Annotated in this window: 23 protein-coding genes; 9 read left to right on the forward strand and 14 right to left on the reverse strand. The window is 68.4% G+C overall.

The window, feature by feature from the left end; all coding sequences use genetic code 11:
- On the forward strand, nucleotides 1-450 hold the full coding sequence (locus ACKY0W_RS13045) for a nuclear transport factor 2 family protein (protein WP_409434392.1): 450 nt from the start codon (nucleotides 1-3) through the stop codon (nucleotides 448-450).
- Here ACKY0W_RS13045 and ACKY0W_RS13050 read toward each other — a convergent pair whose 3' ends face one another.
- From ACKY0W_RS13050 to ACKY0W_RS13090, 9 genes are all read right to left on the reverse strand, one after another.
- A complete protein-coding gene (locus ACKY0W_RS13050; protein ID WP_409437773.1) occupies nucleotides 451-2,400 on the reverse strand; it encodes an LGFP repeat-containing protein in 1,950 nt (649 codons plus the stop codon).
- A gap of 280 nt (nucleotides 2,401-2,680) precedes the next feature.
- Entirely contained in the window at nucleotides 2,681-3,841 is a 1,161-nt protein-coding gene (locus ACKY0W_RS13055) for an acyl-CoA dehydrogenase family protein (RefSeq protein ID WP_406759111.1), read from the reverse strand.
- Between the two features lie 81 nt (nucleotides 3,842-3,922).
- Nucleotides 3,923-5,296, reverse strand: a complete 1,374-nt coding sequence (locus ACKY0W_RS13060; RefSeq protein ID WP_409434393.1) for a DEAD/DEAH box helicase — start codon at nucleotides 5,294-5,296, stop codon at nucleotides 3,923-3,925.
- A gap of 213 nt (nucleotides 5,297-5,509) precedes the next feature.
- On the reverse strand, nucleotides 5,510-6,931 hold the full coding sequence (gene hflX, locus ACKY0W_RS13065; RefSeq protein ID WP_409434394.1) for a GTPase HflX: 1,422 nt from the start codon (nucleotides 6,929-6,931) through the stop codon (nucleotides 5,510-5,512).
- A complete protein-coding gene (gene dapF, locus ACKY0W_RS13070) occupies nucleotides 6,928-7,806 on the reverse strand; it encodes a diaminopimelate epimerase (RefSeq protein WP_409434395.1) in 879 nt (292 codons plus the stop codon). Before dapF ends, hflX begins: the two co-directional genes overlap by 4 nt.
- Nucleotides 7,807-7,810: 4 nt before the next feature.
- Complete coding sequence (miaA, locus tag ACKY0W_RS13075) at nucleotides 7,811-8,716, reverse strand: tRNA (adenosine(37)-N6)-dimethylallyltransferase MiaA (RefSeq protein ID WP_409434396.1); 906 nt, start codon at nucleotides 8,714-8,716, stop codon at nucleotides 7,811-7,813.
- A complete protein-coding gene (locus ACKY0W_RS13080; RefSeq protein WP_409434397.1) occupies nucleotides 8,713-9,381 on the reverse strand; it encodes a hypothetical protein in 669 nt (222 codons plus the stop codon). The genes miaA and ACKY0W_RS13080 overlap by 4 nt, the downstream gene beginning before the upstream one ends.
- Before the next feature lie 10 nt (nucleotides 9,382-9,391).
- Nucleotides 9,392-10,309: a DMT family transporter gene (locus ACKY0W_RS13085; RefSeq protein ID WP_409434398.1), complete on the reverse strand. Its 918-nt coding sequence runs from the start codon at nucleotides 10,307-10,309 to the stop codon at nucleotides 9,392-9,394.
- 57 nt (nucleotides 10,310-10,366) lie between these two features.
- Nucleotides 10,367-11,245, reverse strand: coding sequence for a DMT family transporter (locus tag ACKY0W_RS13090; protein ID WP_409434399.1), 879 nt, complete (start codon nucleotides 11,243-11,245; stop codon nucleotides 10,367-10,369).
- Nucleotides 11,246-11,606: 361 nt separating this feature from the next.
- Here ACKY0W_RS13090 and ACKY0W_RS13095 point away from each other — a divergent pair, with 361 nt between their 5' ends.
- The 3 genes from ACKY0W_RS13095 to ACKY0W_RS13105 all read left to right on the forward strand — a co-directional run bounded on the left by ACKY0W_RS13095 (nucleotide 11,607) and on the right by ACKY0W_RS13105 (nucleotide 14,196).
- Entirely contained in the window at nucleotides 11,607-12,950 is a 1,344-nt protein-coding gene (locus ACKY0W_RS13095; RefSeq protein ID WP_409434400.1) for a DUF349 domain-containing protein, read from the forward strand.
- A gap of 80 nt (nucleotides 12,951-13,030) precedes the next feature.
- Nucleotides 13,031-13,486, forward strand: a complete 456-nt coding sequence (locus tag ACKY0W_RS13100; protein WP_409434401.1) for an SRPBCC family protein — start codon at nucleotides 13,031-13,033, stop codon at nucleotides 13,484-13,486.
- The gene (locus tag ACKY0W_RS13105) at nucleotides 13,483-14,196 is read left to right on the forward strand and encodes a phosphodiesterase (RefSeq protein WP_409434402.1); all 714 of its coding nucleotides are present in this window, start codon (nucleotides 13,483-13,485) and stop codon (nucleotides 14,194-14,196) included. Before ACKY0W_RS13100 ends, ACKY0W_RS13105 begins: the two co-directional genes overlap by 4 nt.
- On the opposite strand, the gene ACKY0W_RS13110 is transcribed toward ACKY0W_RS13105, so the two are convergent.
- Complete coding sequence (locus ACKY0W_RS13110; protein WP_409434403.1) at nucleotides 14,162-14,752, reverse strand: hypothetical protein; 591 nt, start codon at nucleotides 14,750-14,752, stop codon at nucleotides 14,162-14,164. The genes ACKY0W_RS13105 and ACKY0W_RS13110 overlap by 35 nt on opposite strands.
- The gene (gene miaB / locus ACKY0W_RS13115; RefSeq protein ID WP_409437774.1) at nucleotides 14,749-16,191 is read right to left on the reverse strand and encodes a tRNA (N6-isopentenyl adenosine(37)-C2)-methylthiotransferase MiaB; all 1,443 of its coding nucleotides are present in this window, start codon (nucleotides 16,189-16,191) and stop codon (nucleotides 14,749-14,751) included. Before miaB ends, ACKY0W_RS13110 begins: the two co-directional genes overlap by 4 nt.
- 116 nt (nucleotides 16,192-16,307) lie before the next feature.
- On the opposite strand from miaB, the gene ACKY0W_RS13120 reads away from it, so the two are divergent.
- The 5 genes from ACKY0W_RS13120 (at nucleotide 16,308) to ACKY0W_RS13140 (ending at nucleotide 19,730) form a co-directional block, all read left to right on the forward strand.
- Nucleotides 16,308-17,066, forward strand: a complete 759-nt coding sequence (locus tag ACKY0W_RS13120) for an amino acid ABC transporter ATP-binding protein (protein WP_409434404.1) — start codon at nucleotides 16,308-16,310, stop codon at nucleotides 17,064-17,066.
- The gene (locus ACKY0W_RS13125; protein WP_409434405.1) at nucleotides 17,066-17,887 is read left to right on the forward strand and encodes a glutamate ABC transporter substrate-binding protein; all 822 of its coding nucleotides are present in this window, start codon (nucleotides 17,066-17,068) and stop codon (nucleotides 17,885-17,887) included. Before ACKY0W_RS13120 ends, ACKY0W_RS13125 begins: the two co-directional genes overlap by 1 nt.
- Nucleotides 17,884-18,561: an amino acid ABC transporter permease gene (locus tag ACKY0W_RS13130; protein WP_409434406.1), complete on the forward strand. Its 678-nt coding sequence runs from the start codon at nucleotides 17,884-17,886 to the stop codon at nucleotides 18,559-18,561. The genes ACKY0W_RS13125 and ACKY0W_RS13130 overlap by 4 nt, the downstream gene beginning before the upstream one ends.
- Nucleotides 18,558-19,442 carry an amino acid ABC transporter permease gene (locus tag ACKY0W_RS13135; RefSeq protein WP_409434407.1) on the forward strand — a complete coding sequence of 295 codons (885 nt, stop codon included), beginning with the start codon at nucleotides 18,558-18,560 and terminating at the stop codon, nucleotides 19,440-19,442. The genes ACKY0W_RS13130 and ACKY0W_RS13135 overlap by 4 nt, the downstream gene beginning before the upstream one ends.
- A 63-nt stretch (nucleotides 19,443-19,505) precedes the next feature.
- Nucleotides 19,506-19,730 (forward strand): hypothetical protein, encoded by a 225-nt coding sequence (locus ACKY0W_RS13140; RefSeq protein WP_406759127.1) that lies wholly within the window; start codon nucleotides 19,506-19,508, stop codon nucleotides 19,728-19,730.
- A gap of 9 nt (nucleotides 19,731-19,739) precedes the next feature.
- Here ACKY0W_RS13140 and recX read toward each other — a convergent pair whose 3' ends face one another.
- From recX to ACKY0W_RS13155, 3 genes are all read right to left on the reverse strand, one after another.
- The gene (gene recX / locus ACKY0W_RS13145) at nucleotides 19,740-20,276 is read right to left on the reverse strand and encodes a recombination regulator RecX (protein ID WP_409437775.1); all 537 of its coding nucleotides are present in this window, start codon (nucleotides 20,274-20,276) and stop codon (nucleotides 19,740-19,742) included.
- Nucleotides 20,245-21,294, reverse strand: coding sequence for a recombinase RecA (recA, locus tag ACKY0W_RS13150; protein ID WP_406759128.1), 1,050 nt, complete (start codon nucleotides 21,292-21,294; stop codon nucleotides 20,245-20,247). Before recA ends, recX begins: the two co-directional genes overlap by 32 nt.
- 178 nt (nucleotides 21,295-21,472) lie before the next feature.
- Nucleotides 21,473-22,699: an oxygenase MpaB family protein gene (locus tag ACKY0W_RS13155; protein ID WP_409434408.1), complete on the reverse strand. Its 1,227-nt coding sequence runs from the start codon at nucleotides 22,697-22,699 to the stop codon at nucleotides 21,473-21,475.
- Nucleotides 22,700-22,736 lie beyond the last annotated feature (37 nt).

Consider the following 22,736-nt stretch of genomic DNA (forward strand, 5'->3'; position numbering starts at 1 on the left):
ATGGTCGCGCCGTGCCCACCTTTCGATGAGGAGTCGGCGCGCCAGAAGGTGCGGGCCGCCGAGGATGCCTGGAACACCCGGGATCCCGCGCGGGTGGCGCTGGCCTACACCGAGGACTCGGTGTGGCGTAATCGCGACGAGTTCATCACCGGGCGCGCGGAGATCGAGGAATTTCTGCGACGCAAGTGGGCCGCCGAACGCGACTACGCGCTGCGCAAAGAGCTGTGGTGCTACCAGGGCGACCGAATTGCGGTGCGCTATCAGTACGAATGCTGCGACGCGGCCGGCCAGTGGTGGCGCAGTTACGGCAACGAGCTCTGGGAGTTCGCCACGGACGGCCGAATGAGCCGCCGCGAGTCGAGCATCAACGATGTTCCCATCACCGCAGAGCAGCGACGCATCTTCGGGCCGCGCCCGCAACGCGAAGATGCGTCACTGCCGCTGCAGTGATCAGCCGGCCCTGGTGAAGCCGTTGAGCCGCGCCGCGTCCTCGGTGGCGAACCAGATCTCGGCGAGGGTGTCGTCATACAGCGCGTTCTGCGGGGTGTAGTAGAGCCCCGAACCGATGTTCGCCTTGATCGGGTAGCCGGTCGGCTGTTGATAGGGGTCGTCCAGCGGCAGGTGCATCACCGGATGTACCGATTCGTCCATGCCGAAGGTGCGTGTTTCCGCGGCGCCGCCGAACGTACGCGTGTCCGCGCCGCCACCGAACCTGCGGGGCTCCGCGGCAGAGCCGAACGCGCGCGGGTCCGACCCGGCACCTCCGTGGCCCACGGCATGCCGCCCGGTACCGAACTCGTCCTCGGTCACCACCCGGGTGGGGGCGGTGTCGGTGTCGTCATCGTCGTCGGCTTCCGCTTCGGCCTCGTGCTCGCCGTAGTGCAGCCACGGAGCATCCGGGATCGACGAAACAGGCAGTTCGGGCTCGGCCGCATACGGCGAGGCGCCGTACCGACTGGGCAGCCGGACCGTGCCCTCGTTCTCACGGTGGTCTTCGTGCCGGTCATGGTGGGCCCACTGCTCGTCATCGTCGTCGTAGTCGTCGGCTACCGGCGGCGGCACGGCAACCGGTGCGCCCGGCAGCACAGCGGCCGGCCGCCGCCGCTGCCACCACATCGCGGCCCCGGCGAGTGCTCCCAGCACCGCCAGCACCACAACGGGGATCAGCACCCACATCCAGTTCCAGTGCGACTCGGTGGTTGCGCCATTCGAGGTGGACTTGCTGCCATCAGGCAGGTTCGCCCCGGGAATCTGCAGGCCCGACAGCGATTGCGCCAGGTCGGCCGGTTCCGTGCTGAACGTGTTGGTGGCCTGGTTCCAGGCGATCGACCCGCCGGTGAACTTCTGCGACACCACATCGCCCTCGACGGTCTGATCACCCACCGGGGTACCCAGCTTTCCGGAGGCTCCGTCGAGCTTGTCCCAAGCCTCCTTCATCGCGCCGCGCACCACGAAGGCACCGTTGTCGGGGCTGAAGAAGATCACCGGTTCGTCGTCGGCGGCGAACGAATTGAATCTGCTGCCAGAGATCGCTCCGTCAGCCGTGCTGGTGATCGGGAAACCCAGGTCGCTGCCGGCCGGACCGCCCAACGACTCGTACTTGGCCAGCACGTCGCCTACCACCGCGTTGGCTCCGGTCACCGGGCTGAAATAGACCTTGCCGTGCGCGAAGTCCTGTCCCACGCCGCCGTTGTCACCGACGGGGTACTGGTCGCCCTGCTTGGCCCCGAGGGCTCCGGCGGGCCCGCCGGCGGTGCGCCAGGCCTGGTCGATGGCCGCGGTCGGGTCAACCTGGGCCTGCAGATCAGCCAGCTGCGCCGCCAATTCCGGCGGAACCGTGGTGAACGTCCTGGTCGCACTGTCGAAAGACAGCGTCCCGCCGCTGAACTTCTGGGTGACCACGGCGCCGTCGTAGCTCTCGTCCTCGACCGGGACGCCGAGCGCACCGGTGGAGCTGCCCAGCTTGTCCCAGCCTGCGTTGATGGGTCCACGCACCACGTGAGCGCCGTGCTCGGGCGTCCAGAAGATCACCGGGTTGTCGGCACCGGACAAGATGGCCACCCGACTGTCGGGGACCAAGCCGGGCACTTCGTCGCTGCTGGGGAATCCGAGACCGTTGTCGACCGCGCCGCCCAGCGCTTCGTACTTGTCCAGGATCGCGCCGTAGATCGCCTTGGCGCCGGTCTCGGGGGTGAAGAAGATGGTGCCACCGGCGAAGTCCTGGGCGAACCCAACGCCGGCGGGGTGCACGTCACCCTTGGGCGCACCCAGCGGCGACCCGTCGCCCCCGGCGGCCTGCCAGGCCGCCGTGATGGCGTCGTGGGCATCGCCGTCGGGCGTCGCCGCAGCGGTCTGCACCGACAAGAGCACGGTGACCGTCGCCGCGAGGCCGAGCGCCATGCGCACCGCCGTCTTGCCGAACCGATCTTTCCGACTAGTCACCAGCCCTCCCAGGCATCATTATCGACGTTATCGACGCAAATGTTTCCGGCATAGACTTTCCCGCAATCGGCCCGAATTTCGAAGCCATGTCATCGATATTGCGGAAACAGATACCCACCCGATGCTGAATTGATGCCAAAGCCGCTGCCGTAAACGGAACGAGGGGCGCTACCAAACATGCTGGTAGCGCCCCTGACAGCGCCCCGCTGGGCGCCCAAATCGTTCCCGATTGCCTCGGCTAGACGCCGAGGCTGCGGCCGATGATCTCTTTCATGATCTCGGTGGTGCCGCCGTAAATGGTCTGAACGCGGGCATCCAGATAAGCCCGCGCAACCGGGTATTCACGCATGTAGCCGTATCCGCCGTGCAGCTGCAGGCAGCGGTCGATCAGGTGCACCTGCTTCTCGGTGGAGTACCACTTGGCCATCGCGGCCTGCTCGACGGTCAGCTTCTTGTCCAGGTGCAGCTTCACGAACTCGTCGACCATCATCCGCACCACGGTGGCCTCGGTGGCCAGCTCGGCCAGCAGGAACCGGCTGTTCTGGAAGCTGCCGATCGGCTTGCCGAACGCCTTGCGCTCCTTGGTGTACTGGATCGTCTGCTCCAGCACCGCCTCCATGGCCCCTGCGGCCATGATCGCGATCGAGATCCGTTCCTGCGGCAGGTTCTGCATCAGGTAGATGAAGCCCTTGCCCTCCTCGCCGAGCAGGTTCTCCACCGGGACGTGCACGTCGGTGAACGACAGCTCTGCGGTGTCCTGGGCGTCCAGACCGATCTTGTCCAGGTGACGGCCTCGCTCGAAGCCCTCCATGCCGCGCTCCACGACCAGCAGGGAGAATCCCTGCGCGCCCTTGTCGGGGTCGGTCTGGGCGACGACGATCACCAGGTCGGAGTGAATGCCGTTGGTGATGAACGTCTTGGAACCGTTGAGCACATAGTGGTCGCCGTGCTTGACCGCGCGGGTCTTGATGCCCTGCAGGTCACTGCCGGTGCCGGGCTCGGTCATCGCGATCGCGGTGATCAGCTCACCGGTGCAGAACTTCGGCAGCCAGCGCTGCTTCTGCTCCTCGTTGCACAGTTCCAGCAGATACGGCGCGCAGACGTCGTTGTGCAGGCTGAAGCCCAGCCCGCTGTAGCGCCCCGCGGTGACTTCCTCGGTGATGATCGTGTTGTAACGGAAGTCCGGGTTGCCGCCGCCGCCGTACTCCTCGGGCACCGCCATGCCCAAGAAACCCTGTTTGCCGGCTTCGAGCCACACGGAGCGGTCGACGATCTTGGCCTTCTCCCACTCCTCCTGGTAAGGCGCGGCGTGGCGGTCCAGGAAGGCGCGGAACGACTCCCGGAACAGCTCGTGTTCGGCCTCGAACAGGGTTCGCTGGTACTTGATTGCGGCACTCATTGCCTGACCTCCGGTCGACTGATCTTTCCGACGAGAATAGACCAACCGGATGGTTGGGCGACGCAGTGGTGGGTGTCGGCGCTAGCGCGCTACCCCGCCTTGCCGACGCGCTCCGGTACCGCCCCGCTGCCGGCGCCGGCCGTCGGCCTGCGAGGCCGGCTGCGCACCGCCGCTGCCGCCGCCACGACGGCGCCGCGGACGGCCGGACTGGCCCGGTGAGGTCTGGCCCGGTGAAGTCTTGGCGCGGGCCGGCGGGGCGACCTTCGGGGCCACCGGGGCGGGCGCCCGCAACGGCGCCACCTCCCCCACCAACTCGAGCACCGAAGCGGAATCGGCCGCCACCTGCTGCGGGGCGACGCTGATGCCCGCGCGACGCAACAGCACCTGGGTCTCGCGGCGCTGCTCGGGCAGGACGACGGTGACGACGTCTCCGGCGCTGCCGGCGCGTGCGGTACGCCCGGAACGGTGCAGGTACGCCTTGTGCTCGGCGGGCGGGTCCACGTGGACCACCAATTCGACCTCGTCGACGTGCACGCCGCGGGCGGCGATGTCGGTGGCCACCAGAACCCGAACGTCACCGTCGGCGAACGCCGCGAGATTGCGCTCGCGCGCGGGCTGCGACAGGTTGCCGTGCAGGTCCACCGACGGCACACCGGACTCGGTGAGCTGACGGGCCAGCTTCCGGGCCTGATGCTTGGTCCGCAAGAACAGGATTCGCCGCCCAGTGCCCGACGCCAGCAACTGCACCAGGTCCTTCTTGTCCTGCAGGCCGGCGACGTGGAACACGTGATGGGTCATCGCCGGAGGAGGCGCATCGAGTTCATCGACGGAGTGCGACACCGGATTGCGCAGGAAACGCCGGACCAGCTTGTCGACCCCGTTGTCCAGCGTCGCCGAAAACAGCAGTCGCTGACCGGTTTCGGCAGTGGCGGCCAGAATGCGGGTGACCCCGGGCAGGAAGCCGAGGTCGGCCATGTGATCGGCTTCATCCAGCACGCAGACCCGTACCGCGTCCAGCGTGATCAGCCGCTGCTTCATCAGGTCCTCAAGCCGGCCCGGGCAGGCCACCACGATGTCGACACCGGCGCCCAGCGCGCTCACCTGACGGTTCTGCGAAACCCCGCCGAAGATGGTGGTCACCTTCAGGCCGCTCGCCGCCGCCAGCGGTTCCAGGGTTGCGGTGATCTGGGTGGCCAGCTCCCGGGTGGGCGCCAGTACCAGGCCACTGGGCCGGGCGCGGTGGCGCTTCTCGCCGGCCAGCCGTGCGACCAGCGGCAGCGAGAAGGCCAGCGTCTTGCCGCTGCCGGTCTTGCCGCGGCCCAGCACATCACGGCCGGCCAGACTGTCCGGCAGGGTCGCGACCTGAATGGGGAAGGGAGCAGCAATGCCGCGATCGGCGAGCACACTGACAAGTGCAGAGGGCACGCCGAGTTCGGCGAATGAATTGGTGGTCATGACATGCCTTTCCGGCATCGGCCGTGCGGCAGAGGCGCCACGACGGCGCCCATCTGTCTGCAACACAGGGGTTGGCGAAATTGCCTGTTGGCAATAACTTTCGCCGCGAGAAGAGCTTCACACGCCAGCTGAATCGGCACCAGGGGCCGGACGGCGGTGAGTAAGCGTTCCACGACGCGTGAGCACCAGCCTATCGCACCGGTGCGGCAATGCCTAAAACGCGGCGAATTCCCGCAGACTGGCCGCCAATGCCGCCGGAACCCGCGCGCGGATTCGGGTGCCGCCCTCGCCGTGCTCGGCCTGCTGTACCCGACCGTGCTCATGCACCCTGGCCACCAAATCGCCACGACCGTAAGGGATGACGACATCGACTGCGGTGTCGACGGGCGCCACCGACTGCGCCATCCGTTGACGCAGCGCGTCGATGCCCTCACCGGTGTGCGCTGAGACGAACACCGCTTCGGGCAAGGCACGTCGCAGCTGGGCCAACGCCAGATCACCGGCGGCGTCGATCTTGTTGACCACCAACAGTTCCGGAGCACGCTGACCACTCGGTCCGGAATCGTGTTCGGCGATGACCTCGGAGATCACCTCGCGCACCGCGCTGATCTGCGCCAGTGGCGCCGGATCGGAGCCGTCGACCACATGCACCAGCAGGTCAGCGTCGGCGACTTCCTCCAAGGTGGAACGGAACGCCTCCACCAACTGGGTGGGCAGATGCCGCACGAAACCGACTGTGTCGGTCAACACAAAGGGGCGGTCGTCGTCGAATTGCCCACGGCGCGTGGTGGGTTCCAGCGTGGCGAAGAGCGCATCCTGAACCAGCACGCCGGCGCCGGTCAGGGCATTGAGCAGGCTGGACTTGCCGGCGTTGGTGTAGCCGACGATCGCCACCGAAGGGACGTCACTGTGCCGACGCCGGCTGCGCTGGGTGTCGCGCACCTGCTTCATCGCCTTGATCTCGCGGCGCAGCTTGGACATCCGTTCCCGGATCCGCCGCCGGTCGGTTTCGATCTTGGTCTCACCGGGACCGCGGGTGCCGACCCCGCCGCCGGCGCCACCGGCCCGCCCGCCGGCCTGCCGTGACATCGATTCACCCCAGCCGCGTAGCCGCGGCAGCATGTACTGCATCTGCGCCAGCGCCACCTGCGCCTTGCCTTCGGCGCTGGTGGCGTGCTGGGCGAAGATGTCCAGGATCAGGGCGGTGCGGTCGATCACCTTGACCTTGACCGCTTTCTCCAGCGCGTTCAGCTGCGCCGGCGACAGCTCGCCATCGCAGATGACGGTGTCGGCACCGGTGGCCAGCACCATCTCCCGCAACTCGTGGGCCTTGCCGGAGCCGATGTAGGTCGACGGGTCGGGCCGATCTCGACGTTGGATCAGGCCCTCGAGCACCTCCGAGCCGGCGGTTTCGGCCAACGCCGCCAGCTCCACCATGCTGGCGTCGGCCTCGGCGGCGGTTCCGTCGGTCCACACGCCGACCAGCACCACCCGTTCCAGGCGCAGTTGGCGGTATTCGACCTCGGAGATGTCGGCGAGTTCGGTGGACAGCCCGGCGACGCGGCGCAGCGCTGCGCGGTCGTCGAGGTTCAGCTCACCGGTGCTGGGCTGCGGCCTCGAGTCGGGATAGCTCACTGCGCCGCCCACCACCTCGGTGCGATGTCGCCGCGGGCCACCAGTTCCGACGGCCCCCGCAGGTAGCTGCCGGCGTCGGTGACGGTGACGAAGACCTGCCCGCCGGGGATGTCGACCCGCAGCGTGCCGGTCGAGGCCCCACTATGCGCCAGGGCCGCCACGGCGGCGGCCACCGTGCCGGTGCCGCACGAGCGGGTCTCGCCGACACCGCGCTCATGCACCCGCATCGCTACCGCGCCGTCGTGGACAGCGGTCAGGATCTCCACGTTCACCCCGTTCGGAAACTGCGTGGTGTCGAACGACACCGGCGCACCGACATCCAGGGCGGCCAGATCTGCATCGGACAGCCCCGGATCCACACAGGCCAGGTGCGGGTTGCCAACGTCGACGCCCAGGCCCGCGAACCGCCGCCCGCCGACCAGCGCCTCGAATGCCGGTCCGGAGCTCCCCAGCAGGTTCGGCTTGCCCATGTCGACGGTCACCTCGGCGTGCACGTCGTCGGCGTGGTGCACGATCACCGGTCGCGGCCCAGCCAGTGAGCCGACGACGAATTCGTCGGCCGATTCCAGGCCCGCGGCGCGCAGATAGTGCGCGAACACCCGGACACCATTGCCGCACATCTCGGCCACCGAGCCGTCGGCGTTGCGGTAGTCCATGAACCAGTCGCCGGGCCCCACACCTTCGGGCAGCTGGTCAAGCACCCCCGCGTCGGCCGCCGCGCCGGCGGTGGTCACCCGCAACAGACCGTCGGCGCCCAGGCCGCGGCGGCGGTCGCACAGCGCGGCCACCGCGGCAGGGGTCAGCTCCAGGGCCACGTCCAGATCCGGCAACAACACGAAGTCGTTCTGGGTGCCGTGGCCCTTGGCGAAAAGCATGTGCTCAGGATACGTGCCGCAGCGCTGTCAGCGCCGCGTCGAGCAGGCCGCCGGCGGCGGCATCGAGCCATTGGGTGCGGTGGTCGCGGCGGAACCAGGAACGCTGCCGGCGCACATAGCGCCGGGTTCCGATGAACGTCGGTTCCCGCGCGCCCGCACCGTCGCCTCCGGCATCGAGATCAGCGATCACTTGGGCGTAGCCCAGCGCTCGGGCGGCGGTGACGCCGTCCCGCAATCCCGACTCCAGCAGCCGCTGGACTTCGGCGACCAGCCCCTGGGCGAACATCGTGTCGGTGCGGGTGGCCAGTCGCTCATCGAGAATGACTGTGTCGCAGTCTAATCCGAGGATCACGGTATCCCAGCGCGGCACTCCGATGGTCGGCGCAGAGGCGGCGAACGGCGCTCCGGTCAGTTCCACCACTTCCAGGGCCCGCACGATCCGCCTGCCGTCGGTGGGCAGGATCGCCGCGGCGGCAGCAGGGTCGGCGCCGGCCAGCTCGGCATGCATGGCGGCAACCCCGACCTCGGCCAACCGCTGCTCGTAGCGGGCCCGCACCACCGGATCGGTGGCCGGGAACGACCAGTCGTCGAGCAGGGCCTGCAGGTAGAGCATCGACCCGCCGACGATGATCGGCACCGCGCCACGATCCATGATCGCCTCGACGTCGGCCGCCGCGGCCTGTTGATAGCGGGCCACCGTCGCGGTCTGCACGACGTCGAGCACGTCGAGTTGATGATGCGAGATGCCACCACGCTCCCCCGGCGGCAGTTTTGCGGTGCCGATGTCCATGCCGCGGTAGAGCTGCATGGCATCGGCGTTCACGATCTCGCCGCCCAATCGCGCGGCCAGGTCCAGCGCCAGTTGCGATTTGCCCGTGCCGGTAGGCCCGACAACCGCGATCGGCCTCACGGCTGCCAGACCCCCACGAAGTAGCCGACCCCATACGGGGCGTCGCGGTAGAGCTCTGTGACGCTGTGCGGTGCCGTCCCGACCAACCCGGCCAGGGCCGCGAAACCCGCCCGGCCGACGACCTGCGGGCCCAGCCCGGTCAGTGCTGCGGCGTCGCCGCGGGCCAGCGCATCGTCCAGGGCGCGCTGGCATTCGACGTCGACCGGCTGGTATCCCCCCGGCGCCGCCGGGGTCACGGTGTTGGCGCCGTCGGCAAGCACCAGCACACCGGTGCGCTCACCGGCGTGGTCGATCTCGGCGCGTACCCGGCGGCCGGCCTCCAGCGCCGCGCCCGGATCGGCGCAGGAGTGCACCACCACCTCGGCGTCCGGCGCCACCTGCCCGCGCACCCACCCGGCGACCAACGCGCACAACGGCAGATCAACGCACTGCTGGGCGCCCGGTGCCAGCCCCACCGCGACGTCGGCGCCGAAACCGGCGAAGCTGCCGGCACTGTCGGGTCCGTACACCGCATCGGGTCCGGCCCCCAGGACCACCCAGCGCGCCGGCAGCGCCTGGGCAGCGGCCAGCGCTGCGGCCCGCAACTCGGCGGCTTCGACGGCGGTGCCGGCCAGCTCGGGCACCAGCACCGGCGCCGACGGCATGATCGCGATCGGTCCCAGCACGGCACCCAAACTAGCTGGTGGTGGGCGCAGCCACCGGCTCGGCCAGGTCGGCGCCGGCATCAGCGACGATGGTGGCGGCCTCACCGCGGGCCAGTGCCGCCGTGGCGATCACGATCAGCACCACCCCGATGATCACGGCGACGTCCTCTGTCCCACCGGCCTGAATGGTCTCGTTGAGCAGCAGCACGCCCAGCGCACTGGCCACCAGCGGTTTGGCCACGGTCATCGTCGGCATAGACGCGGTCAGCGCACCGGCACGAAACGCCGACTGCTGGAAGATCATCCCGGCCAGCGTCGCCACCAGCCAGGGCGCCAATGCGGGCGCCCGCAGCACCGCGGCGAAGCCGTCGGCTTTGAGCACCTCCACGAGAACCTTCGTCAGCAAGGCGAACACCGCCAGCGAGGTACCGGCCACCACCGCCAGCAGCACCGCCGCCGCCGGCTTGCCCTTGTAGATCCGGGCGGCCAGCACGCAACCCACCAGCCCCGCCGCCAGCACCACCGACACGATGATCCAGGTAGCCGCCGGCGCGTGTTGCTTACCTTCGGTCGGATCCCCCACGATCACGACCACTGCCAGCGCCGCGGCCAGCAGGATGGCCCACATCCACTCCCAGTTGGTCACCCGACGATGAGTCAGCCAGGCATACATCGGCAGCGCGAACAGCAGCGCGGTCACCTGCAAACCGGTCACCAGCATCACCGAGCCGACCGCCAGCGCCACCGCCTGCAGGGCGTAGTTGGCCACCGCCGCTGCACCGCCGCCCCACCACCGCGGGTCGCGCAGCGACAGCCAGAACAGCTCCAGATGGCCCACCTGCTGGTCGGTGATCTCCTGGGCCGACCGCTGCCGGATCACGTCGCCGATCGCGGACGCCAACGCGGCGCACAACGCGAGCAACGCCGCTAGGAAATTCCCTGTCGACATGACCCCCTCCTCAGACGGGAAACGATACCCGCTGTTCACCTTCCCGCTGGATAACCGCTACGCCACGGCGACAGCCGGCTCGCCGGCGGAGGTCGCCTGATCACGCGAGAGCGCCACGACCGCGGCGACCAGCGTGGCCACTGCCAGGACCAGGGTGAACACCGCATCGCGGTCGGGCTTGAGCACCTCGCCGAGCACGACCATGCCCAGCGTCGCGGCCACCACCGGTTCCAGCACCGTGATCGTCGGCAGCGAGGCCGTCAGGGCGCCGGCCCGAAACGACGACTGCTGGTACACCGCGCCGGCCAGCGCGACGGCACACCAGGCGTAGAGCTCCGGTGCGGCGAACAAGGCTCGCGGGCCGTGGCCGATCAGGTCGACCACTCCCTTGGTCAGCACCGCGAAGATTCCCCACGAGATGGCCGACACCGCAGCCAGCAGCACGGCCGCCACCCGCCCGGCGTATGCCCGCGCCCCGATCAGACACAGCAACACCGTCGGCGCCAGCACGGCGACCACCCAGACCCAGGCCTCCAGCGAGGCCCGCGCCTGCCCGGCGGTGGGATGACCGACGGTGATGATGATGGACTCGGCCGCGACCAGCAGCGCCGACCATAGCCAGACCGAACGCCCCAGGCGACGACCGGATTGGCGCGCGCTCAGTGGCAGCGCGAACAACAGTGATGTGACCAGCACTGACTCCACCAGCAGCACCGACCCGAGGCCCAGCGCCACCGCCTGCAGGCTCAGACCCGCCAGACCCGACAGACTGCCCACCCACCACTGCCGGTCGGTCAGCAGCCGAGCGAACAGCGCGGCGGGCCCGATCCCCTGGTCACCGACCCGGTGGGCACTGCGCTGCTGAATCACGTCGCTGATCGCGCTGAACAGCGCCGCACCGAGCGCAAACAGCACGGCGATGGTCTCTTTCGCCATTGCCGGCCTCCTACGAATCTGCGGTGCGCCGCGGGCAACACCGGCAGCGATCGGACAGGCTACAGCCCAGCTCGGCCGGCAGCCGCAGCCTCGCCTCTCCTGCGTCGAGCCTCGCTGAACCGCGCCATCATGCGGCCCTCCCAGCCTCGCCTCTCCTGCGTCGAGCCTCGCTGAACCGCGCCATCATGCGGCGGTCCCAGCCTCGCCTCTCCTGCGTCGAGCTTCGCTGAACCTCCGAGTTGGCGGCGCGGTGTGGCGGGTAACTGCTTGAATACTCTGGAATGCTGCTAGGCAGATCGAAGGCGCCGCGGTGCGCGGCAGATGCGCGGGTTATCCCGCGAAGGGTTAGGTGACGACAGCGATGACCACTGATAGCGGTTCGTCCGCCCCCACCCCACGGCCGGGTCCCCGTCCAGGTCCCAGGCCTGGGGCCCACATCGGGCCCAAGCCCGGTGCCCGGCCTGCCCCGGCCGTTATCGGGCCGCCCAGTGTTGACCCGCACCGATTCGGGCGGGTCGACGACGACGGCACGGTGTGGCTGGTCACCTCGGCTGGTGAGCGACAGATCGGCTCCTGGCAGGCCGGCGACCGCGAGGCCGCGTTCGCCCACTTCGGCCGCCGGTACGACGACCTGAGCACCGAAGTGACCCTGCTCGAGGAGCGGTTGTCGTCCGGCAGCGGCGACGCCCGCAAGATCAAGGCATCCGCGGCGGCATTGGCCGAGCAGTTGCCTACGGCCAGCGTCCTCGGTGACGTGGAGGCGCTGGCAGCCCGGATCGCGGCGGTCAGCGAGCACGCCGCCTCCGTCGCCGCGGCCGGCCGTGCGCAACGCGATGAGCAGCGGGCGGCGGCGACCGCACGCAAGGAAGCGCTGGCCGCCGAAGCCGAGGAGTTGGCCGCGAACTCGACGCAGTGGAAGACCACCGGCGATCGGCTGCGCGCCATTCTCGACGAATGGCGCACGATCACCGGCCTGGACCGCAAAGTCGATGACGCGCTGTGGAAGCGCTACGCCGCTGCACGCGACGGCTTCAACCGGCGGCGCGGTTCGCACTTCGCCGACCTCGACCGGGGCCGGGCCGGGGCGCGTGAGGAGAAGGAACGGCTGTGCAAGCGAGCTGAGGAACTGTCCGGTTCCACCGACTGGGCGGGCACCAGCGCCACATTCCGCCAGTTGCTCGCCACCTGGAAGACGACCGGGCGGGCCTCCAAGGACGTCGACGAGGCGCTGTGGCAGCGGTTCAAGGCCGCCCAGGACACGTTCTTCTCCGCCCGTAATGCCGCGAACGCCGAACGTGACGCCGAGCTGGAGACCAACGCCACCGCCAAGGAGGCCCTGCTGGCCGAGGCGGAACGGATCGACCCGACCAACCAGAACGCCGCGCGCGCCGCACTGCGCTCGATAGTCAACAAGTGGGACGCGCTGGGCAAGGCACCGCGGGAACGTTCCGCCGAGTTGGAACGGCGCCTGCGGGCGGTGGAGAAGAAGGTGCGCGACGCCGGTGCCGCCGCCGAGGCAGCGGTGGTGGACCCCGAAGCCGAGGCCCGGGCCGCCCAGTTCCGTACCCGAGCAGAGCAATTCGAACGCCAAGCGCTCAAGGCCCAGGCCGCGGGCCGCGACAAAGAGGCCGCCGAAGCCACCGCCAGCGCCGAGCAGTGGCGGCAATGGGCACAGGCTGCAGAACAGGCGCTCAACCGGCGCTGATGAACGGCCGATGTTTGAGCATCGGCACCGTCGGGCTACCACCCCAGTGAGAGCAACAACCAACTCACTGGAGGTGACGCATGAGCAATATCACCGCAGCACTCGACGTCAAGCGCCCGATCCGGACGGTCTACAACCAGTGGACCCAGTTCGAGTCGTTCCCCAAGTTCATGGAGGGCGTCGAACAGGTACAGCAGCGCGACCCCACGCACCTGCACTGGAAGATCAAAGTGGGCGCCGCGTCGCGGGAGTTCGACGCGACCATCACCGAGCAACATCCCGAAGAGCGGGTCGCCTGGCGATCCGACACCGGTCCGACCCACGGTGGTGTGGTCACGTTCCACAAGATCGACGACGGTACTACCCGAGTGACCACTCAGATGGACATCGACCCCGACGGCGTCCTGGAAAACGTGGCCGACAAGCTGAACATCCTCGACCACCGGGTCCATGCGGATCTCAAGCGGTTCAAGGAGTTCATCGAGAACCAGCCGGCCGAAACCGGTGCCTGGCGCGGCGACGTACCGCGACGATGATCGATCCGGCCGGGTGGTTGTTTCGGTGGGGAGCCGCGGTGCGGCATCGCCGGTTCTTCCACCCCGACGGTGTGCTGACGACCGGGTTTCTGCAGCGAGACGCACCGGCAGACGACGGTCTGCCGGTGCCGTCAGCCACCGTCAACGCTCGCATCTCCAAGGCGACCGGCACACCTGGCCCCCTGCCCGACGCCGTCGGACTGGCGCTTCGGATACCGGCGCCCCAGCACGACCACCGCTGCTGGGACATCTTGCTGGTCTCGGCAGGTTCGGGCGTGTTCGGCCGGACACTGGGCGTGCACCCGGTGGCGTCCTGGTCAGGCCTGACGTTGACCACGCTCATGCCGCTGCACTACCGAGAGCAGACGTGGTGGCTGCGAGCTCGACTGACGACGCCGGTCGAGGGTTTCGGAGTGGCGCTGAGCAGCATTCGCAAGCAGCTCGCCACCGACCAGATCGGGTTCGAACTCGATCAGGCCCGCGGCACAGGAGAATTCCGCCCGCTGGCCTACCTGGTACTCAACGACCTCGATGAGGCCGACGGAACGGGCCACGACGTCTCGTTCGACCCGACCGTGAACAGCGCAGCGGGAGTTGAATTGCGTCCGCGCTGGCTCGCCGACTTGCGAGCCAGCGCCTACCGCGGAAGCCGGGAAGGCCGGGCCGCGACGAACGCTACTCGTCCGGTGGCGGGTCCTCGGGACGGTTGAGATCGTCCAACAGGTTCCGCGACTGCAGTTGCGCGGTGCTCTGCCGGCGCTCTGCCTCAGCGGCGAGTTGCAGCGCGGTGCGTGACCACACCACGCGGGCCCAGTGAAACGTCAGCACGATCAGCGTGATCCAGGCCAGGATCAGTCCGACGCCCGGGCCGGGGTGACCTTGTACCGCGGTCTGCCGAGACCACACGGCCAGCAGTCCGACGGCGCTGGCCACCGCCGAGCCCGCCAGTGCCACCCAGGCCACCGCCCAGCGCCGGGTCAGCAAGGCCAGCAGCGAGAACCCCACCCCGAACACCAGCGCCAGCCACATGAACAGCTGTGACGGCAACGTCACCAGAGCTTCGTCGGTGCCCTCGCCGGGAAACAGGACATCCCAGCCGCGAACGGAGCCGGTGTGCGGCAACAGGAACGAGCCCAGCAGCACGAATACGCAGATCGCGACGACCAGACCCCTGCCGCCGGGGTCGATTTCGCCGGCGACGCGCCGCTCGGCGGCTTCGATATCGGCGCGGTAGGCCTCGAAGTTGTTGTCCCCACTGCCGCTCATCGCGCCACCACCCCCGGCATCTTCGGCATGCCCAGTCCGACACCGGGCGCCGGCTCGGCATGGCTGTCACCGGCCCGGGTACGCCGGTGGCTCAACAGAGCCCCGTCGGCCAACAGGTGGTGCGGCGCCGCGCCGGTCACCGTTGTGGTCACCACGTCGCCGGGACGTACCTGCGCGGTCCCCGGCGCGAAGTGCACCAATCGGCCGTCGCGCGCTCGACCGCTCATCCGCGCGGTCTGGGCGTCCTTGCGGCCCTCACCGACTGCCACCAGCAGTTCGACGGTGCGCCCGATCTGGGCCTTGTTCTCGTCCCACGAGATCTGTTCCTGCAGCTCGATCAGCCGGTCGTAGCGTTGCTGGACAACCTCTTTGGGCAGCTGATCGGGAAGCTCAGCGGCCGGCGTTCCGGGCCGCTTGGAGTACTGGAAGGTGAACGCGGCCGAGAACCGCGCGGCGGCCACCACCTCCAGGGTCTCCTCGAAGTCCTGCTCGGTCTCACCGGGGAACCCGACGATCAGGTCGGTGGTGATGGCCGCGTCCGGGATGGCTGCCCGGACCCTGTCGAGGATGCCCAGATAGCGCTCGGCCCGGTAGGAGCGGCGCATCGCCCGCAGCACCGTGTCCGAGCCGGACTGCAGCGGCATGTGCAACGTAGGACAGACGTTCGGGGTCTGCGCCATCGCTTCGATCACATCGTCGGTGAACTCCGCAGGATGTGGAGAGGTGAAGCGGACCCGCTCGAGTCCGTCGATGTCCCCGCAGGCCCGCAACAGCGAGGCGAACGCCCCGCGGTCGCGCGGCAGTTCCGGGTCGGCGAACGAGACACCGTAGGCGTTGACGTTCTGACCCAACAGGGTCACCTCGAGTACGCCTTCGGCGGCCAGCGCCCGCACCTCGGCGAGGATGTCGTCGGGGCTGCGGTCCACTTCGCGGCCCCGCAACGACGGCACGATGCAGAAGGTGCAGCTGTTGTTACAGCCGACCGAGATGGAGACCCAGGCCGAGTAGGCCGAGTCCCGCGCGGCGGGCAGCGACGACGGAAACTCGCGCAGCGATTCGACGATTTCCACCTGGGCGCTCCGGTTGTGCCGGGCGCGCTCCAACAACGCCGGCAACGACCCCAGGTTGTGGGTGCCGAAGACGACGTCCACCCACGGCGCGCGACTCAGCACGCTGTCCTTGTCTTTTTGCGCCAGGCAGCCGCCGACGGCGATCTGCATGTCGGGGTTGCTGCGCTTGTTGGGCGCCAGGTGGCTCAGATTGCCGTAGAGCTTGTTGTCGGCGTTCTCCCGCACCGCGCACGTGTTGAACACCACCAGGTCGGCGTCGGCGTCGTCGGGGGCTCGGCGATAACCGGCCTGCTCGAGCATGCCGGCAATGCGTTCGGAGTCGTGAACATTCATCTGACAGCCGTAGGTACGCACCTCGTAGGTGCGCATCTGTTCGGAAATCACCGGCAAACTCACCCGGACTATGGTACGGCGGCTGCGCAGATCGGAGTGACCAGGCCGATAGCGGCGCCCGCACGGTAGCTTCCTGGGTAGGGTCAGATCCCATGACCAGCGGCGGGCCGGATCTGGTGCCGATGATCGCCATCCACGACGTCAACAAGTTCTTCGGCGGCCTGCATGTGCTCAAAGACATCAACCTCGAGGTCGCTCGCGGCGAGGTGGTGGCGATCCTGGGCCCGTCGGGCTCGGGTAAGTCCACGCTGTGCCGCACCATCAACCGACTCGAAGTGGTCGACTCCGGCACCATATCCCTCGACGGACAGCCGCTGCCGGCCGAAGGTGCGGCGCTGGCCCGGCTCCGGGCCCAGGTCGGCATGGTGTTCCAGTCGTTCAACCTGTTTCCGCACAAGACCATCCTGGACAACGTCACACTGGCACCGATGAAGGTGCACAAGATGCCCCGAGCGCAGGCGCAGCGCCAGGCGATGGCACTGCTGGAGCGGGTCGGGGTGGCCGATCAAGCCCACAAACATCCCGCACAGTTGTCGGGCGGACAGCAGCAGCGAGTGGCGATCGCACGTTCGCTGGCGATGAACCCGAAAGTGATGCTGTTCGACGAGCCGACCAGTGCCCTGGACCCGGAGATGATCAGTGAAGTGCTCGATGTGATGTCCACGCTGGCCGACGACGGGATGACCATGGTGGTGGTCACCCACGAGATGGGCTTCGCCCGCCGCGCAGCCGACCGGGTGGTGTTCATGGCCGACGGTGCCATCGTCGAACAAGCCGCTCCCGCAGAGTTCTTTGCTAACCCGAAATCCGCACGGGCCCAAGACTTTCTCGCCAAGGTCCTCGACCACTGATGCTGACGGTGCGAGCCCTGGCAGCGTTGGCGCGAGCCTGTGCCGTCCTGACGATCGCGGCCGCACTGACTGCGCCCTGCGGGGGGTGTACCGCTCACGACAGCGGCAAGATCACCGTAGGCGTCAAGTTCGACCAGCCCGGGTTGAGCGTCAAGAAACCCGACGGCACGCTCGGCGGATTCGATGTCGACGTGGCCCGTTACGTCGCGGCCCGACTGGGGTACCCGCCCGACCGCATCGCCTGGATCGAGGCCCCATCCGGGCAGCGCGAGATGCTGCTGCGCAACGGCCAGGTCGACTACCTGGTGGCCACCTATTCGATCACCGATTCGCGGCGCCAGAAGGTCGACTTCGCCGGCCCCTACCTGCTCACCGGGCAGTCACTGTTGGTGCGCGCCGACAACACCGACATCACCGGTACCGCATCGCTGCAGCGACACAAGAAGCTGTGTTCGGTGTCGGGCTCCACCCCCGCGCAACGGATCAAGGACCGCTATCCGGGCGTACAGCTGCAGCGCTACGACACCTACTCGGCGTGCGTGGAGGCCCTGCGCAACGGTGCGATCGACGCGGTGACCACCGATGACGTCATCCTGGCCGGCTATTCCGCCCAGAGCCCCGGGGCCTTCAAGCTGGTCGGCGAACGATTTTCAGAAGAGCTCTACGGGATAGGCGTGCAAAAGGGCAACGAAGGGTTGCGGCAGCGGATCAACGACGCCCTCGACGAGATGGAACGCGACGGTTCCTGGCGGGCGGCGTTCGTGGACAACTTCGGCCCCGCCGGGTTCGCAGTGCCCGAGCCTCCGCCGATCGAACGATGATGTTCGCCGAGTATCGGGGCCAGATCCTCCAATCCTTCACCGTCACCGTCGAGTTGGCGGTGTTGTCCGGCACGCTGGCGCTGATCCTGGGCACCGGATTGGCTGCGATGCGGCTGGCTCCGGTACCGGTGCTGCGATGGCTCGGCGGCGGCTACGTCCATCTGGTGCGCAATACCCCGCTAACTCTGCTGTTGCTGCTGTGCTCGTTCGGCCTGGCCCAGACGCTGGGGGTCTCGCTGACCGATCCGCAGTCGCCGACGTCGATCGACGACAGCAACTTTCGCCTGGCGGTGCTGGGCTTAAGTGTGTACACGGCATCGTTCGTGTGCGAGGCGGTGCGCTCCGGCGTCAACACGGTGGGGATCGGGCAGGCCGAGGCCGCTCGTTCGCTGGGATTGAGCTTCACCCAGAATCTTCGGATCATCTTGCTCCCCCAGGCTTTTCGGGCCGTGATCATCCCGCTGGGCTCAGTGTTGATCGCGCTGACGAAGAACACCACCCTGGCCTCAGCGATCGGGGTCGCCGAAGCGGCGCTGCTGATGAAGTCGATGACCGAGAACACCGCGGCGCTGCTCGGGGTGGGCGCGGTGTTCGCCGCGGGCTTCGTCGTGCTCACCCTGCCGCTGGGCCTGTTGTTCGGCTATCTGGACCGGCGCTGGGCGGTGTCGCGATGAGGTCCGCGCCCCGCGCGACGGTGCTGTTCGACACCCCGGGACCCCGAGCCCGCGCCCGCTACCAGGCATTGTCGCTGGTGACGGTGCTGGCTGCGGGGCTGCTCGGCTGGATGGTGTACTCGCGGTTGTCGGCCAAAGGGCAGCTGACCGCGGAGAAGTGGGCGCCTTTTCTGACTGCGGATCTGTGGCGGACCTACGTGCTGCCCGGGGTGGCGGGCACGCTGACCGCGGCGGCCTGGTCCATTGGGCTTGCGCTGATCCTGGGGGTCGGGCTCGGGGTCGGCCGGTTGTCGCAGATCCGGCCGATTCGCTTCAGTTGCGCGGTGGCCGTGGAGTTCTTCCGGGCGATTCCGGTGCTGATCATGATGATCTTCGCCTACTTCGTCTATGGGCTGCTGGGCGCATTTCCACCGCAACAGATCGCGCTGGCCGGGGTGGTGACCGGCCTGACCCTCTACAACGGCGCCGTCATCGCCGAGATCGTGCGGGCGGGGGTGAAAGCCCTGCCCGGCGGGCAGTCGGAAGCGGCCGCTGCGTTGGGACTGGGCTGGGGCACCTCGATGCGCCTGGTCCTGTTGCCGCAGGCCGTCACCGCGATGCTGCCGGTGCTGGTGTCACAACTGGTGGTGGTGCTCAAGGACACTGCGATCGGCTACCAGATCACGTTCGTGGAGATGGTGCGCCAAGGCACCGTCGTCGGCTCCCAGTACAGCAACTACCTGCCCGCGCTCCTGGTGATCGCGGCGCTGATGATCACCGGAAACATGGTGCTCTCGGCCGGCGCCATCGGGCTTGAGCGGCGGCTGCGGCGGGCCCGCCACTCCCCCTTGGGCGCAGCCACAATTGAGCCGGAGGGCACCCCGGGAGCCCGGGTCGTTTAGGGACTGCGCGCACGGTGTCCGCCGTCTAGAGTCGGACTCGACAGCTAACGACAGGAGACTCGGATGGCCATCACCCCCAAGGACGCATTCAACGCTGCGCGCGACATCGCCGCGCACGCCGTCGAGAAGGCCTCGGACATCGTCGAGGACGCCGGCGACATCATTCGCGGGGACATCTCCGGTGGCGTCAGCGCGATCGTCCAGGACTCTATGGAGATCGCCACTCATGCCGTCGAGCGGACCAAGGAAGTCTTCACCAGCACGGACGAGGTCGAGGAAGACGCCTAGTCCGCCCCTTCACACCCGGCGGCGTTCTCGTTCAGCAGCCAATTCGGTACTGACCACGTCATAAGCCATCGACGGGTTGTAGCCGCGCCGGGCGAGCATCGCCACCAGTCGACGGGTGACCTTCACGTCGTCGGCGCCCAGTGTCTCCCGGCGAAGCTTGGCATGCACCAATTGCTCGGCTCGGTCGCGCTCGGCGGCGGCGTCGATGCCCTCCAGCGCTCCGGCGATCACGTCCTCGTCGACACCTTTGGTGCGCAGCTCGGCGGCCAACGCCTTGCGGCCCTTGCCCGCGTGCTCGCGCCGGGATCGCACCCACTGTTCGGCGAAGTCGGTGTCGTCGATCAATCCGGCGGTGGTCAGCCGGTCCAACACCCGGTCACTGACCTCGTCGGGGTAGCCGCGCTTGGTCAGCTGGCCGGCGAGCTCGGCGCGGGTGCGGGCCCGGACGGTGAGCAGGCGAAGGCACAGTGTCTTCGCCTGCTCCTCGCGCTTGGGCTCTGCTGCCTCGACCGACTCAGAAGTCGACGGGGGCGGGCAGAACATCATCGGCCAGCTCATCGGTCAGCACGGCGCCGATACCGAGCTTCTCCTTGATCTTCTTCTCGATCTCGTTGGCCACGTCGCGGTTGGTCAGCAGGTAGTTGCGGGCGTTCTCCTTGCCCTGCCCCAGCTGTTCGCCGTCGTAGGTGAACCAGGAGCCGGACTTGCGGATGAAGCCCTGGTCCACGCCCATGTCGATCAAGGACCCCTCACGGCTGATGCCCCGGCCGTACAGGATGTCGAACTCGGCCTGCTTGAACGGCGGCGACACCTTGTTCTTGACCACCTTGACCCGGGTGCGGTTGCCGACCGCGTCGGTGCCGTCTTTGAGGGTCTCGATCCGCCGAACATCCAGGCGCACCGAGGCGTAGAACTTCAAAGCCTTTCCACCCGTGGTGGTTTCGGGGCTGCCGAACATCACCCCGATCTTCTCCCGCAGCTGGTTGATGAAGATGGCGGTGGTGCCCGAATTGTTCAGCGCGCCGGTCATCTTCCGCAGCGCCTGGCTCATCAACCGGGCCTGCAGGCCGACGTGACTGTCCCCCATCTCACCCTCGATCTCCGCGCGCGGCACCAGGGCGGCCACCGAGTCGATGACCAGGATGTCCAGCGCGCCGGAGCGGATCAGCGTGTCGGCGATCTCCAGCGCCTGCTCCCCGGTGTCGGGCTGGGACACCAGCAGCGAATCGGTGTCCACGCCGAGCTTCTTGGCGTATTCGGGGTCCAGCGCGTGCTCGGCGTCGATGAACGCCGCGATCCCGCCGGCGGCCTGGGCGTTGGCCACTGCGTGCAGCGCCACGGTGGTCTTACCGGAGGACTCCGGGCCGTAGATCTCGACCACCCGGCCCCGGGGCAGGCCGCCGATGCCCAGCGCCACGTCCAGGGCGATCGAGCCGGTCGGGATGACCGAGATCGGCTGGCGCACCTCGTCTCCGAGGCGCATCACCGAGCCCTTGCCGAAGTTCTTGTCGATCTGGGCCATCGCCAGCTCGAGTGCTTTTTCGCGATCGGGCGCTTGCGCCATGATGCCTCTCCTGTGGTTCGGTAGTTCGGTTGACCGGTTCTCGGTCGATTGGCCGTGACGCTAGCGACGGGGTCTGACAAACCCGTCAGGCCGAACGAACTGCCTTCACAGTAGGCGAACGAATGTTCGAATCAAGTCCGACACGCGGTGTGTCGGCGTGTCGGACTTTGACGCCCGGTCAGGCCACCGCCATGACGTGCGCGGACGCCCCGATCGTGGTGTCTTCGGCGCCCATCATGGTGCGCATGAACGCCTCCTGCTCGCGCCGCCCACGCCGCGCCGCGCGACCCCGGCCGCCGGGCAGGGCTAGGGCCGCGGCGCTGCGAGCCAGGTTCACCGGCAGCCGCAGCAGCGGGTACCACGGCAGCACGAAGACCGGCAGGCCCAGCTTTCGCATCGTGCGCGGCCCGAGAAAGCTGCTGGTCAACGACAGATGCTGGGCGCGTGCGATACGGCGTCGCACGCCGGCCATGGCACCGAACTGCCATTCCAGCGGATCGTCGGCCATCGGGGCCGCCAACTGCTTGGTGGTCTCGTCGGGCGCCGAAAGCGCACCGAGGGTCTGATACAGGATGCGGATGCCGTCCCGGAAGCTGGTGGGCAACCAATCGTCGCGGACCCCCATCAGCCAGCCGACATAGCGCGTCAGGTGCGCAATGTCCTCCAGTTCGCCCGGAGACATCACGATTCCCAGCGCCAGCCCGCCTGCCGGTGGCGCGATCAGCGCTCCCACCAGGGTGGCGGCCATGTCGGTCTGGTTGACCGGCAGGCCCCATTCGTCACTGCGCCAGTCCGGCAGCGCGGCGACGTGCCGGCGAACGTATTCGTGGATCAGCCGAACCCGGATGGTGGCCTGATAGCCGGCCCCGAGTGGCTCCAGCCCACCTTCGCCGCTGACGTCCAGCGCCCATTGCAGGGTCTCGGCGAAGCGCTTGTTCGAGCCCTTCTCCAGCACACCGGTGCGCAGCAGCGTCTTGTTGAACGAGGAGAACTGGTAGCCACCGAGGAACGACACGTCCCGGGCGATGTACGTGCCGTCGGCGCCGCCGCGCCGCAGAGCCCGTTGGCCGCGGCGCACTCGGGCCATGTCGACCCAGCCCGGGATCGGCTCGAACTCGCCGAAGAACTCCCGCAGCGGCGCAGGCGCATCCGGCACGCTGTCCAGACCGCGGGCCAGTATCTGCTCGAAGATCGGGCGCGTCTCTTGGGCCCCCACGCTCGACATCCACTCGACCAGCCGCCGCATCGGCTCGTCGCCGGCGGTCAGGTCTTCGCCGATCTGGCGCCACCGCTGCGGCGTGGGCTTGGTGATCGCCAGCGCCGTCGCCAGCACCCGAATGCTGACCGGTACGGCGCCCGGTCCAGCCGGGTGCCGGGCGGGGACGGTCGGTGCGGGCGCGTTCATCGGGCGGCCTCCAGCGCTATTTTGGATAACATCCGTA

Origin of the sequence: Mycobacterium sp. SMC-14 (assembly GCF_046250075.1) — a bacterium.
Classification (GTDB): Bacteria; Actinomycetota; Actinomycetes; order Mycobacteriales; family Mycobacteriaceae; genus Mycobacterium.